Below are 14348 nucleotides of genomic sequence, written 5' to 3'. Positions count from 1 at the left end.
TTGCTCATGGACCAGAATAACCTGTTGGAAGTGCGCGACCTGCGCGTCACCTTCCGCCTGGACAAGAAGACCACGTTCGAAGCCGTCAAGGGCATCTCGTTCAACGTGCCGCGCAACAGCACCGTCGCGCTGGTGGGCGAATCGGGCAGCGGCAAGTCCGTCAGCTCGCTGGCCGTGATGGGCTTGCTGCCGCCGGATAACACCATCATAGCCCCCGCCTCGAGCATCCACTTTGGCGGGCGCGACCTGCTCAAATTGTCGATCGCCGAGCGGCGCACCATGTGCGGCAAGGATATCTCGATGATCTTCCAGGAGCCGATGTCGTCGTTGAACCCCGTGTTCACGGTCGGCTTCCAGATCGCCGAAGTGTTGCGCCAGCACATGGGCATGAACCGCAAGCAGGCGCGCGCGCGTACGCTGGCGCTGCTGGAAGAAGTGGGCATCCCCGACCCGGCCACCAAGATCGACGCCTACCCGAGCCAGATGTCGGGCGGCCAGCAGCAGCGCGTGATGATCGCCATGGCGATCGCCTGCGAACCGAAACTCTTGATCGCGGACGAACCGACAACGGCGCTGGACGTGACGATCCAGAAGCAGATCATGGACCTGATCGCGGCGCTGCAAAAGAAGCATCAGATGTCCGTGCTGTTCATTACCCACGACCTGGGCCTGGTGGGGGAAATCGCCGACCAGGTGATCGTCATGCGCCACGGCGAAGTGCGCGAGACGGGCGAGGTGCGCCAGGTCTTTGAAGCACCGACCGACGCTTATACCAAAGCCCTGCTGCATTGCCGCCCTTCGCTGGACGAGCGCCCATGGCGCCTGCCAGTGATTGCCGATTACATGGACGGCAAGGCCGGCCCCGGTGTCGAGGTGAAACAGCGCACGCGCGGCTACACGCCCGGTGACGAGCCCGTGCTGGTGGTGAATAATCTCAGTAAAAGTTTTTATACGCGTGTCGGCCTGTTCGGCAAGCGCGAGTTCCAGGCCGTCAAGGACGTGTCGTTCACTTTGCCGCGCGGCAAGACGTTGGGCGTGGTGGGCGAGTCCGGTTCCGGCAAGACGACGGTGGGCTTGACCCTGCTGCGCCTGCACCAGGCAACGGGCGGCACGGCCATGTTCCACGGCAAGGATCTGATCGCCATGCCGAACAAGGAATATTTGCCGTATAAACGCCGCATCCAGATCATCTTCCAGAATCCATACGCGTCCTTGAACCCGCGCTTTACGGTGGGGCAGATTTTGCTGGAACCGATGCGCATTCACAAGATCGGCGCGACCGACCAGGAACGCATCGCCAAGGCCTACTGGCTGCTCGATAAAGTCGGCTTGCCGGAACAGGCCTTCCACCGCTATCCGCACGAGTTTTCTGGCGGACAACGCCAGCGCATCGCGATTGCCCGCTGCCTGACCATGCAGCCGGAAATCCTCGTGTGCGATGAATCCGTGTCGGCGCTGGACGTGTCGGTGCAGGCGCAGGTACTCAATTTGCTGCAGGATTTGCAGGATGAATTTGGCCTGTCCTACATCTTCATTTCGCACGATTTGTCGGTGGTGAAATACATCGCCGACCACGTGATGGTGATGCACAAGGGGCAAGTGGTGGAGCTGGCCGATTCGGATGAGCTGTACCGCAATCCCGTGCATCCATACACGCGCACCCTGCTCAGCGCCATACCCAAGGGCGTGCAAATCTAAACACGCTTTTACGGTAAGATAGCGGCCATGCCCAACCTCATTTACCTGCTCGAACATTACGGTGTCCTGATTGTCTTTGGCATCGTGCTGGTGGAGCAGCTCGGCCTGCCGATTCCCGCCTTTCCCATCCTCGTGGTGGCGGGGGCGCTGGCCGTCGATGGCGACATGAATGGGGGCCTGGTGCTGGCCGCCGCGCTAAGCGCCTGCCTGATCAGCGACTTCACGTGGTTCCGCGCGGGCCGCCATTTCGGCAAGCGCATCCTGCGGCTGCTGTGCCGCATCTCGCTGTCGCCCGATTACTGCGTCAGCCAGACGGAAGACAAATTCAAGCGCTGGGGCCCGAAAGCCCTGATCGTCTCCAAGTTCGTGCCGGGTTTCAATACCGTGGCGGCGCCCATGTCGGGCGCGCTGGGTACGCCGCCGGGACTGTTCTTCCTGTACGCGGGCCTGGGCGCCTTGCTGTGGAGCGGCACGGGCATCGTCGTCGGCGTGATTTTCCATGCCAGCGTGCAGCAGGTGCTCGACTTGCTCAGCACCATGGGCAGCACGGCCTTGCTGATGCTGGCCACCTTGCTGGGCTTGTTCCTGCTGTACAAATTCCTCGAACGCCGGCGTTTCCGCCAGGCCTTGCAGATCGAGCGCATCGGCATCGATGAATTGCTCGAACTCATAGAGCAGGGCGAAGAGCCGCTGATGGTCGACGCGCGCAGCGCCACGGCGCAGGCGCTGGAGCCGGCAGTGCCGGGCGCCTTGTTCTTCAACGGCAAGGAACCCGTGCCGGCCATGATCGCCATGGACAAGGACCGCCACATCATCGTGTATTGCAGCTGTCCCAACGACGTGACGGCCGCGCAAGTGGCCAAGCTGCTGCACCAGCACGGCTTCCACCGGGCCAAGCCCCTGCATGGCGGCCTCGACGCTTGGAATGCCGCCTACCGCTCCGACGAGCCGGCGCCTGCCAGCCTGCTGGGCGAAGGTTTGCCTTCCTGATCCGCCTGATTGCTGGCCGATAGCTGTTGCTTGGTAGCACGCAAGTCGGTAGTAATAATACGAAAACATCGTTGCAGCGCCGCCAGGACGGCAGCGCCACACCTGCGCCGTTCCATACAAAGCGGCTTTGCGCAAACTCCGGCATACTGTGTTTTCAAGGCGATTCCTGCTGCTATGCAACATGCTTTTCTTGAGTTTACCGAGTGCGAGCACTTACTATAAATCATTGTTTTCAAGCAATTTTTGCGCTGCCTGTTGCATTTGGAGTGGAACTACCAATAAAGGCTCGTTTTGATGTACTTAAACTACAAACTTTGCTTGCCTCCGGGCGCATTCATCCTTTAAGCTTGGCGTCCCATGCGTCCCACTTCATCATTTAAAATCATGAGCGCTTCGTCTTCTCCCGTACTGCCGACTTCCGCCTTCGCCGATGGACCGCGCCTGCTGGCCGACGTGGGCGGCACCAATGCCCGTTTCGCCCTGGAAGTGGCCGCTGGCCACATCACCCTGGTGGAAGTGCTGCCCTGTGCCGATTACCCGAGCCTGTCCGCCGCCCTGCAAGCCTATCTGGCCCTGCCGCATATCGCAGCCGCCGGCGGGCAAGCCGTGCGCCATGCCGTGATCGCCATCGCCAACCCGGTCGACGGCGATTTCCTCAGCATGACGAACCACCACTGGTCGTTCTCGATCCGCGCCATGCGCGAAGAGTGCGGTTTCACGACCCTGGACGTGGTCAACGATTTCACGGCCCTGGCGCGCGCCTTGCCGCAGTTGTCGAACGAGCAAAAGCACCAGGTGGGCGCGGGCACGGCCCGTCCGAACACGGCCATCGGCCTGATCGGCGCCGGCACGGGCCTGGGCGTATCGGGCCTGATTCCGTCGCATGGCGGCTGGATCGCCCTGCAAAGCGAAGGCGGCCACGTCAGCTTTGCGCCGTTCAATGAAACGGAAGTGAGCATTCTGCAATTTGCCTGGCGTGAATATGAGCACGTCTCGGCCGAACGCCTGATCTCCGGCGATGGTCTGGAACTGATCTACCGCGCCCTGGCCGACCGCGCGGGCGTGCCGGCGGAAGACTTGCCGGCGGCGGAAATCACGCGCCGCGCGCTGGCTGGCGAATCCCAGCTGTGCGACGACGTCATCGAAGCGTTCTGCTGCATGCTCGGCACGGTGGCGGGCAACGTTGCCGTCACCCTGGGTGCGCTGGGCGGCATTTATATCGGCGGCGGCATCGTGCCACGCCTGGGCGCGCGTTTCGACCGCTCCGGCTTCCGCGCCCGCTTCGAGCGCAAGGGCCGCTTCGCCAATTATGTCTCGCAAGTGCCGACCTTCGTCATCACGGCGCAGTACCCAGCTTTCCTGGGTGCATCGGCCATTCTGTCGGAGAAACTCGCCTCCCTGTGATGCGGGCAGCGGGCGATATGTCGCGCCAGAACCGGGTAAAACGCGTGTTTTGCCCGGTTTTGCGCTTTTCCGCTTTTTATCAGGTACAATTGGCATCGTTGGATGAAACGACGACTGTCGCTCTCCTGTCTGGCTGCTTCGTCGCCACGGGAAAAGCAGCTGCTCCGGAGATCGTTTCATTGCTGGTTACTTAGTGAAGGTTAATTAAGGCCAGCACCATGGATGGCAGGACTTTCACTGCATCCGCTTTAGTCCCGCTTTGCGCGCATCGGCCAAGGCGTCGGAAAAACAGCCTCAACTAGTAACCCAGCACGGCGTCATCATCGATGTCTGCCCTCTGTTACGTTGAAATGAACGTTTTTGATTTCTTTCTCTGCATACGAATTGCAACACACATCCGCACAGAATTGCTATGAATACAATTGAGGCTAAAAAAGTCCTCGAAACCGCGTTGCTGTGCGCTCGTGAGTCGCTGACGATCCACAGCTTGAAGAAGCTGTTCGTCGATGCGGACGAGAATGGTCGCGTGCGCGGCGTCGGCGTTGGCGCCGACACGATCAAGCAATTGCTGGAAGAGTTGCGCGATGAGTGGGAAGGGCGCGGCATCGAGATCGTCAGTCTGGCGTCGGGCTGGCGCTTTCAAAGCCGCCCGGAAATGAAGATGTATCTCGATCGCATGACGCCCGAGCGGCCGCCCAAGTATTCGCGGGCGACCCTGGAAACCCTCGCCATCATCGCCTACCGCCAGCCGGTGACGCGCGGCGATATCGAGGAAATTCGCGGCGTTGCCGTCAATTCGCAGACGATCAAGATGCTGGAAGACCGTGGCTGGGTCGATGCCATCGGTTACCGCGACGTGGTGGGGCGGCCGGCCTTGCTGGCCACCACCAAGCAATTTTTGGATGACCTGGGTTTGCAATCGCTGTCCCAGCTGCCGCCTTTGCAGCAAATCAGCGAGATGCAGGGCAATGGGCTCGAAGCCCTGGAAGCGGCCCTGCAAGAAAATTTTGACAAGGCAAGCAATGAGCTTGTCCCCCAGCTTGGTGCAGGTAGCAATACGGCTGTGACAGATATAGATGTGACAGCAAGCCTTGATGCCGGCCCCGATGCTTCGCCCACGGACGAAGCCTACACTCACGACCCTGCGCCAGAACTAACGGTTGACGCTGCGCCAGGTCAGCACAGCCAAGAAACGAAGAATGAATAATCCGAACACACCCGAGACAGTAACCGCCAGCGACGAAGCCATCGTTGCCAAGCCCAAGCGCCGCACCAAGGCTCAGATCGAAGCCGATGCCGCTGCTGCAACTACCGCTGCTGGCGACGCTGTCCCAGCCAAGCCGAAGCGCCGCACGAAAGCCGACGTGGCTGCTGATGCGCCCGTCGCCGCTGCTGAAGTTGGAGCCGCCCCAGCCGTCAAGAAAACCCGCGCCAAGCCAGCCTTGAAGGCCGTGGCCGACGCCGCGGAAGCGGCTGCCGAAGCGGTTGCCGCACCTGCACCGCGTCCGCCGCGCGCCCGCGCCGCCGCCAAGGCCGCTGCCGCTGTCGCTGAAACGGCGCCCGAAGCCGTCGCCGACAAGCCGGCTGAGGCACGTCCGACCCGCGGTCCGCGCCAGATGCGTGGCGTGCAGGCGGAACGCGCACTGCGCCAGCCGCCGCGCGCCGAAGCACCGCAGGCCGCCGAAGCCGTTGCAGCCGCGCCTGCCGCAGAGCAAGCCGCCGCGCCTGTCGCCGACGTGTTCGATGCCGAAGGCAACCTCGTTTCCGGCCCGCGCCTGCCGCGCGGTCCGCGCAACGACGTACCGGGCGCTGGCAAGAATGCCGGCAAGAGCCGTAAAAAGGGCAAGGGCCGCCAGGCTGCGCCAGGCAAACTCAGCGACGCTGATGCTGTCTTCTCGTTCGTCACCTCCGACGCGTTCGACAGCGAAGAAGGCGGCACGGGCCGCGTGCAGAAAGTGGCCGTGCGCCGCGACCTGACGTCCGACGACGACGCGCCGAAGCTGCACAAGGTGCTGGCCGAAGCCGGTCTCGGTTCGCGCCGCGACATGGAAGACCTGATCATTTCGGGCCGCGTGTCCGTGAATGGCGAGCCGGCCCACATCGGCCAGCGCATCTTGCCGAGCGACCACGTGCGCATCAACGGCAAACTGATTCAGCGCCGCGTCAGCAAGAAGCCGCCGCGCGTATTGGTCTACCACAAGCCGGCCGGCGAAATCGTCAGCCACAACGACCCGGACGGCCGTCCATCCGTGTTCGACCGCCTGCCAACCATGAAGGCAGGCAAGTGGCTGGCCGTTGGCCGCCTCGACTTCAACACGGAAGGCTTGCTGCTGTTTACCACCTCCGGTGACCTGGCCAACCGTTTGATGCACCCGCGCTACGGCATCGACCGCGAATACGCCGTGCGTACGCTGGGCGAGCTGGAAGAGGGCATGCGCCAGAAACTGCTGGCCGGCGTCGAGCTGGAAGACGGCCTGGCGCAGTTCTCCAAGATCGCCGATGGCGGCGGCGAAGGCATCAACAAGTGGTACCGCGTGGTGATCGGCGAAGGCCGTAACCGCGAAGTGCGCCGCATGTTCGAAGCGATCGGCCTGACCGTGTCGCGCCTGATCCGTACCCGCTACGGCGCCATGACCCTGCCAAGCGGCCTGAAGCGCGGCCGCTGGGAAGAGATGGATGAAAACACCGTGCGCGACTTGCTGACCGCCTACGGTATCGAAAAGAAAATGCCGGCATCGGGCGACCCCCGTGCCGCTGGCGCCGCCAAGGGCCGCGAAGCGCGCAAGGTCGAACGCAAGGACCGCGATGACGAGCCGAATGGCAACCGCATCGATGTGAGCAACCGCAACGCCGATCCGTTCCCGGTCGCGCCGCGCCGTGGCCAGCCGCAAGGCCAGTTTGCCCGTCCGCAAGGTCAGGGCCGTCCAGGCGGCGTCGGCCGTCCAGGCGAAGCGCGTGGTCCTGGCCGCGGCCAGCCGCAAGGTCCGTTCCAGGGTGGCCAGCCCCGTTCGTCGGCATCGTTCGAAGGCGCGCAAGGCCAAGGCCAGGGCCAGGGCCGTCCGCCGCGTGCGGCAGGCCAGGGGCAGGGCCGTCCTTCCGGTGGTGGCGAAGGCCGCGCGCCGCAGCGCGGTCCGCGCCAGCCCGATCCGCTGCAAACGGCCTTCGGCTTCGCCAACACGGGTCCGCGCCGCAATACGGGCGGTGGTGCCGGTGGGCAAGCGCGTTCCGGTGGCCAGCCGCGTGGCGGCATGGATCGCGGCGGCATGGATGGCATGCCGCGCCGCCGCAGCAAAGGTTAATCGGGAAGAGTTTCTTCTTGCGCACCCGCCGATCTGCGGCGGGTGCGCGCTCTTGTAACTGTTGTAAGCCGGGCCGCTCCTCGTGTGCGGCATTGCGGCGAAGTTAATAAGAGGTTATAATCTGCAGCCTAATAAAAGTTCTCCGCAGGGTTGTTTGGTGGGGAGTGCTTTCATCTGGTTGGGGAAATACAAGAAGATGGGCAGATGCCCATTTTTTTTTTGTTGAACCGTTTGTCATGGCTCCGCAAGGGGCCATATATGACTTGAATGCGTGTTTTTGCATGTTGTCGGCGCCCAAGTGGTGCTGTCATGCCGAAAACGGGCCTTATTTCTGGAGAATTTCTTGCAGCAGTTGGGATTAATTGAAAAGACAGTTACTGGTCTGGGCTATGAGCTCGTTGATGTCGAACGTGCCGAGCGCGGACTGCTGCGCGTCTTTATTGATTTCAGCGCCGCCGATGCCGCTGAAAAAGGTCCGATCACGGTCGAAGACTGTGCCACGGTGAGTCACCAGTTATCGCATGTGTTGACGGTAGAGAACGTTCCTTACGAGCGTCTCGAGATTTCTTCCCCGGGTCTTGATCGTCCGGTGCGCAAGCTGGAAGACTTTGTCCGTTTCGCAGGTCAGGAAATCATCGTCAAGCTGATGGTGGCGATGCCGGGTACGAACAACCGGAAATCGTTCCAGGGGATCTTGCAAGAACCCGTGGGCGATAAATTGTCGTTGGAATTTGAAGGTAAGGATGGTCCGGCGATGTTGGAGTTTACGCTCGCGGATGTGGATAAGGCACGCTTGGTGCCGCAGGTGGTTTTTAAGGGACGCAAAGCATGAGCCGCGAAGTTTTATTATTGGTTGACGCGCTGGCGCGCGAAAAAAACGTCGATAAAGATGTCGTCTTCGGCGCCCTCGAATTCGCGTTGGCGCAAGCCACGAAGAAACGGTATGAGGGTGAGGTAGACATCCGCGTTTCGATCGACCGCGAAACGGGCGAATTCGAATCGTTCCGCCGCTGGCACGTCGTGCCCGATGAAGCGGGCCTGCAATTGCCGGATCAGGAGATCCTGCATTTCGAGGCAAAAGAACAGATTTCCGATATCGAAGTCGATGACCACATCGAAGAACCGATCGAATCCGTTGAATTCGGCCGCCGTTTCGCCCAGGATACCAAACAGGTTGTCCTGCAGCGCGTGCGTGACGCCGAACGCGAACAGATCCTGGTCGACTTCCTGGAACGCGGCGACTCGCTCGTCACCGGCACCATCAAGCGCATGGAACGCGGCGACGCCATCGTCGAATCGGGCAAGATCGAAGCCCGTCTGCCACGCGACCAGATGATCCCGAAAGAGAATCTGCGTATCGGCGACCGCGTGCGTGCTTTCATCTTGCGCATCGACCGCAATATGCGCGGCCCGCAAGTGATTCTGTCGCGCACCGCGCCAGACTTCATCATGAAGCTGTTTGAGCTGGAAGTGCCGGAAATCGAGCAAGGCATGCTGGAAATCAAATCCGCTGCCCGCGATGCCGGCGTGCGCGCCAAGATCGCCGTCTACACGGCCGACAAGCGCATCGACCCGATCGGTACTTGCGTCGGCATGCGCGGTTCGCGCGTGCAGGCTGTCACCGGCGAACTCGGTGGCGAACGCGTCGACATCGTGCTGTGGTCGGAAGATCCGGCGCAGTTCGTCATCGGCGCCCTGGCGCCGGCGAACGTGTCGTCGATCATGGTTGACGAAGAAAAACACGCGATGGATGTCGTCGTGGACGAAGAAAACCTGGCAATCGCGATCGGCCGTTCCGGCCAGAACGTGCGCCTGGCCTCGGACCTGACCGGCTGGAAGATCAACATCATGACGGCCGAAGAATCGGCTGACAAAGCTGCCCAGGAAACGGCTGCCGTGCGCATCCTGTTCATGGAAAAGCTCGATGTCGACCAGGAAGTGGCCGATATTCTGGTGGAAGAAGGTTTCGCCAGTCTGGAAGAAATCGCTTACGTGCCAATTTCCGAAATGCTGGAAATCGAATCGTTTGACGAAGATACCGTCAATGAACTCCGTACCCGTGCGCGTGATGCGCTCGTTACCGAAGCGATTGCTTCGGAAGAGGGTCTGGAAGGCATGGACGAGGCGTTGGTAGGTCTGGAAGGCATGGACCGCATTACCGCCGGCAAGCTGGGTCTGGCTGGTATCAAGACCGTTGAAGCATTTGCAGCACTGGCATACGACGAATTTGGCGCAATCCTGGCCTTGTCTGCGGACCGTGCGCGTGAACTGATTACAAGTGAATTTAAAGATGTGACCGACGATGAGATGAAGTTGGTTGACTCGAAATACGACGATCGTGCCAAGGCGTTGCAAGCCAAGGCATGGAGTCTGGCCGAATCCGCAAAGGCTTAATTTGAGTATCTTTATCATCTCCGCGACACATAGAAAAGAGGACTGAATGGCGAGTAACAACGTAGCCCAATTTGCCACCGAACTGAAGATGCCTGCAGATTTGCTGCTGACGCAGCTGCGTTCTGCCGGCGTCGAGAAAAGTTCGACGTCAGATCCATTGTCGAAAGATGATAAGGACAAGCTTTTGGATCATCTGCGCCGCACACACGGCGCAGCGGCTGACACAGAAAAGAAAAAAATCACCGTGACCCGCAAGGAAACGACTGAGATCAAGCAAGCTGACGCAACCGGCAAATCGCGCACCATCCAGGTGGAAGTGCGCAAGAAACGCACTTTCGTCCAGCGTGACGAAGCTGCGCCGGTCGCAGCTGAACCGGTCGCGCCTGCCGCACCGGTGATCGATCCCGCCGACGTGGCGCGCCGTGAAGAAGAAGCCCGTAAACAGGCTGAACTGATCGCCCGCCAGGAAGCCGATCTGCGCGAAAAGCAAGAACGTTTGGCCAAGCTCGACGCGGAAAAAGAAGCCCAGGCGAAAGCCACACAGCAGGCTGAACTGGCTGCGAAGAAAGAAGCTGAAGCGGAAGCGAAGAAAGCCGCCGCCAAAGCTGCTGCCGCGCCTGCCGCGAGCGCCGCTGCGCCTGTCGTTGACGACGCCGCCGCCGAAGCGAAAAAAGCTGCTGCCGCTGAAGAAGCGAAGAAGAAAGCGGCTGCCGCTGCTGTTGCCGCCAAGGAAGCCGCTGACAAAGCGGAAGCCACCGAGCGTGCACGCAAGGCCGTTGCCGACGAAGTCGCCCAGATCAAGGCCATGATGAACGCGCCACGCCGCGCCATCAAGGCACCGGAACCCGTACCGGTTCCCGTCAAGCCGAAGGCGCCGGAAGGCACCCTGCACAAGCCTGCTGACAAGAAACCTGGCGACAAGCCGGGCGACAAGAAGCCTGCTGTTGCAGACAAGAAATCCATCAAGTCGGCCAATGTGTCGTCCACCTGGTCCGATGACGCGAAAAAACGCGGCACCACCGGTGGTCCCAAGCCACGCGGCAACAGCGGCCCAGGCGGCCGTGACAGCTGGCGCGGTGGCGCGAAGGGCCGTCGCCCGACGCACCATGACGACCGTGAATCGAACTTCCAGGCTCCTACGGAAGCCGTCGTCAAAGACGTGCACGTACCGGAAACGATCACCGTGGCCGAACTGGCGCACAAAATGTCCGTCAAGGCATCCGAAGTCATCAAGCATTTGATGAAATTGGGCCAGATGTGCACGATCAACCAGGTGCTGGACCAGGAAACCGCCATGATTCTGGTGGAAGAAATGGGCCACAAGGCGTTCGCCGCCGAACTGGACGATCCGGAAGCGTTGCTGGCCGATGTGGGCGAACACGCGCACTTCGAAACCAAGCCACGCGCACCGGTGGTCACCGTCATGGGTCACGTCGACCACGGCAAGACCTCGCTGCTGGACTATATTCGTCGCGCCAAGGTGGCATCCGGCGAAGCGGGCGGCATTACGCAGCATATCGGTGCTTACCACGTCGATACGCCACGCGGCATGATCACCTTCCTCGACACCCCGGGCCACGAAGCGTTTACCGCGATGCGTGCCCGTGGCGCCAAGGCAACCGACATCGTGATTCTGGTGGTTGCCGCCGACGATGGCGTGATGCCGCAAACGAAAGAAGCGATTGCCCATGCGAAAGCAGCTGGCGTACCGCTGGTGGTGGCGATCAACAAGGTCGACAAACCAGGCGGCAACGTTGACCGCGTGACGCAGGAACTGGTCGCAGAACAAGTCGTACCGGAAGAATACGGTGGCGAATCGCCATTCGTGCCGGTCTCGGCCAAAACGGGTCAAGGTATCGACGACCTGCTGGAACAAGTGCTGTTGCAAGCCGAAGTGCTGGAACTTACGGCACCGGTCGATGCGCCTGCGCGCGGCCTGGTAGTCGAGGCGCGTCTGGACAAGGGCCGTGGTCCTGTCGCGACGATCCTGGTGCAGTCCGGTACCTTGCGCCGCGGCGACGTGATCCTGGCTGGCTCTTCGTATGGCCGTGTTCGCGCCATGCTGGACGAGAACGGCAAGTCGATCGCTGAAGCCGGTCCTTCGATTCCGGTCGAAATCCAGGGCTTGACGGAAGTGCCGGTTGCCGGTGAAGAAGTCGTCGTCATGGCTGACGAGCGCAAAGCGCGTGAAATCGGTCTGTTCCGTCAAGGTAAGTTCCGCGACGTGAAACTGGCGAAACAGCAAGCTGCGAAACTGGAAAACATGTTCGACCAGATGGCCGAAGGCGAAGTGAAAAACTTGCCATTGATCATCAAAACCGACGTGCAAGGTTCGCAAGAAGCGCTGGTCGGTTCGCTGCAGAAACTGTCGACCTCCGAAGTGCGCGTACAAGTTGTGCACGCAGCCGTCGGCGGCATCACGGAATCGGACGTCAACCTGGCAGTCGCCTCGAAAGCGGTCATCATCGGCTTTAACGCCCGTGCTGATGCCCAGGCACGCAAGCTGGCCGAGTCGAATGGCGTGGACATTCGCTACTACAACATCATTTACGATGCGATCGACGAGATCAAATCGGCGTTGTCGGGCATGTTGGCACCAGAGAAACGCGAAACCGTCATCGGCCAGGTCGAGATCCGCCAGGTTATCCTGGTCTCGAAAGTGGGCGCGATTGCCGGTTGCCTGGTCACCGATGGCGTGGTCAAGCGTGCTTCTTCCGTCCGCCTGTTGCGCAACAACATCGTGGTCTGGAGCGGCGAGATCGACTCCCTGAAACGCTTCAAGGACGATGCGAAAGAAGTTCGCGCCGGTCTGGAGTGCGGCCTGTCGCTGAAGAACTACAACGACATTCAGGTTGGCGACACCCTGGAAGTGTTTGAAGTCCAGGAAATCGCTCGTACCCTGTAATCACAGAAGCAATGGCGCGGACATATCGTTGTCCGCGCAAACACGTGGGGCGCATTGGTCAACGGGCAACCGTTTGACTCATGCGCCCTGCGGCACTTAGGACAGCATAAAATCATGGCTAAACATAGCAAAACCATGCCAGCGCGCGGCTTGCGCGTGGCTGACCAGATCCAGCGCGATCTGGCTGAAATCGTCGCCTACGAATTGAAGGATCCACGCGTCGGCACGATGATCACCATCACCGAAGTGCAGATCACGCCCGATTACGCGCACGCCAAGGTGTTTTTCACGATGTTGAAAGACAGCAAGGAAGCCATCAAGAACACCACCGAAGGCCTGATGGCCGCGTCCGGCTTCATCCGTGGCTTGCTGGGCAAACGCCTGCACATCCACACCCTGCCGATGCTGCATTTCGTGCACGACAGCTCGACTTCGCGCGGCATGGAAATGTCCTTGCTGATCGACAAGGCCAACGCCACGCGCGCGGCTGACGCCGAGCCGGATGTCAAACCAGAAGCGGACGAGCAATAACAGTGGCGGGTCCGAAGAAACCGCCCGGCATCAAGCGGGTGCGCGACCTGGTCGACGGCGTCTTGCTGTTGGATAAGCCTGTAGGCTGGTCCAGCAATGACGCCCTGATCAAGGCCAAGCGCGTTTTGAACGCGAAAAAAGCGGGCCATACGGGCACGCTGGATCCGTTCGCCACGGGCTTGCTGCCGCTGTGCTTTGGCGAAGCGACGAAGTTCTCGCAGGACTTGCTGGAAGCCGATAAAACCTACGAAACCCTGGTGCACCTGGGACAGACGACGGATACGGGCGATACCGAGGGCGAAGTGCTGGAAACGCGCGACGTCAACGTCACCGAAGAGCAGATCGAAGCCGTGCTGGCGCAGTTCCGCGGGCCGATTTTGCAGACGCCGCCGATGTACTCGGCCTTGAAACGGGATGGCAAGCCCTTGTATGAGTATGCAAGGGCAGGCATCACCCTGGAGCGCGAAGCGCGCCCGGTGACCATCCACAAGCTCGAGTTCCTCGGCTATGACGCCCCGTTCCTGAAATTGTCCGTGATGTGCAGCAAGGGCACGTATATCCGCGTGCTGGGTGAAGACATCGGCCATGCCTTGGGTTGTGGCGGCCATCTGAACGCCTTGCGCCGCACGCAGGTGGGCAGCCTGACCTTGGACGGCGTCGTCTCGCTCGATGAGTTGACTGCGCATGCCGCGCCGTTGAGTTTGCTGGCGCCCGTCGATGCTTTGCTGTCGAGTTTTCCGGCCGTCCAGCTGACGGAAGAATTGGCCAAGCGTTTCCTGCATGGCCAGCGCATCGCGCTGGGCAAGGAAGACGTTGCCGTGCCAGCCGAGCCGGGCAGGGTGCGCGTGTATCACGACAGCAAGCTGCTGGGCACCGGCCAGTTGCAGGAATACAGCATCCTGGCGCCAGAGCGTCTCATTGCCACAGCGCATCAATAAGTCACAGCAACGTCATATTACCCAGCGACACTCGTTAAACAGTGTCGCTTTTTTAAACAAACCGTCCCCGACTGCGGGAGCCGCCAGCATTTTTAGATAGCGTTGCAACGCAACATGCTATACTACGCGGTTCCGGAAATAGATTAGCATTCGGGTATCTCGTACACCTTGTACGCACTCCGCAGTTTT

The 14348-nt window shown here is 60.8% G+C and carries 10 protein-coding genes; all 10 read left to right on the top strand.

Annotated elements, in window-relative coordinates; genetic code table 11:
• The first annotated feature begins 6 nt into the window (after positions 1 to 6).
• The 10 genes from HWE17_RS11790 (at position 7) to truB (ending at position 14159) form a co-directional block, all read left to right on the top strand.
• Complete coding sequence (locus HWE17_RS11790) at positions 7 to 1698, top strand: ABC transporter ATP-binding protein (protein ID WP_176388869.1); 1692 nt, start codon at positions 7 to 9, stop codon at positions 1696 to 1698.
• 27 nt (positions 1699 to 1725) lie between these two features.
• Positions 1726 to 2688: a VTT domain-containing protein gene (locus HWE17_RS11785; protein ID WP_035825185.1), complete on the top strand. Its 963-nt coding sequence runs from the start codon at positions 1726 to 1728 to the stop codon at positions 2686 to 2688.
• A gap of 384 nt (positions 2689 to 3072) precedes the next feature.
• Positions 3073 to 4092, top strand: a complete 1020-nt coding sequence (locus tag HWE17_RS11780; protein ID WP_077400303.1) for a glucokinase — start codon at positions 3073 to 3075, stop codon at positions 4090 to 4092.
• Between the two features lie 412 nt (positions 4093 to 4504).
• Positions 4505 to 5299 carry an SMC-Scp complex subunit ScpB gene (scpB, locus tag HWE17_RS11775; protein WP_035825189.1) on the top strand — a complete coding sequence of 265 codons (795 nt, stop codon included), beginning with the start codon at positions 4505 to 4507 and terminating at the stop codon, positions 5297 to 5299.
• The gene (gene rluB, locus HWE17_RS11770) at positions 5292 to 7391 is read left to right on the top strand and encodes a 23S rRNA pseudouridine(2605) synthase RluB (RefSeq protein ID WP_176388868.1); all 2100 of its coding nucleotides are present in this window, start codon (positions 5292 to 5294) and stop codon (positions 7389 to 7391) included. Before scpB ends, rluB begins: the two co-directional genes overlap by 8 nt.
• Before the next feature lie 343 nt (positions 7392 to 7734).
• Complete coding sequence (gene rimP, locus HWE17_RS11765; RefSeq protein ID WP_035828693.1) at positions 7735 to 8223, top strand: ribosome maturation factor RimP; 489 nt, start codon at positions 7735 to 7737, stop codon at positions 8221 to 8223.
• Positions 8220 to 9785, top strand: a complete 1566-nt coding sequence (nusA, locus tag HWE17_RS11760) for a transcription termination factor NusA (protein ID WP_035825194.1) — start codon at positions 8220 to 8222, stop codon at positions 9783 to 9785. Before rimP ends, nusA begins: the two co-directional genes overlap by 4 nt.
• A gap of 46 nt (positions 9786 to 9831) precedes the next feature.
• Positions 9832 to 12690 carry a translation initiation factor IF-2 gene (gene infB / locus HWE17_RS11755; RefSeq protein ID WP_035825196.1) on the top strand — a complete coding sequence of 953 codons (2859 nt, stop codon included), beginning with the start codon at positions 9832 to 9834 and terminating at the stop codon, positions 12688 to 12690.
• A gap of 114 nt (positions 12691 to 12804) precedes the next feature.
• Positions 12805 to 13221: a 30S ribosome-binding factor RbfA gene (gene rbfA / locus HWE17_RS11750; RefSeq protein ID WP_035825200.1), complete on the top strand. Its 417-nt coding sequence runs from the start codon at positions 12805 to 12807 to the stop codon at positions 13219 to 13221.
• A gap of 2 nt (positions 13222 to 13223) precedes the next feature.
• Entirely contained in the window at positions 13224 to 14159 is a 936-nt protein-coding gene (gene truB / locus HWE17_RS11745; RefSeq protein WP_176388867.1) for a tRNA pseudouridine(55) synthase TruB, read from the top strand.
• The last annotated feature ends 189 nt before the right edge of the window (positions 14160 to 14348 follow it).

It is taken from the genome of Janthinobacterium sp. BJB401, from assembly GCF_013372745.1.
GTDB classification, from domain to species: domain Bacteria; phylum Pseudomonadota; class Gammaproteobacteria; order Burkholderiales; family Burkholderiaceae_D; genus Janthinobacterium; species Janthinobacterium rivuli.
Note: the sequence above shows the minus strand (reverse complement) of the source record. Positions and strands in the feature narration are given on the sequence as shown.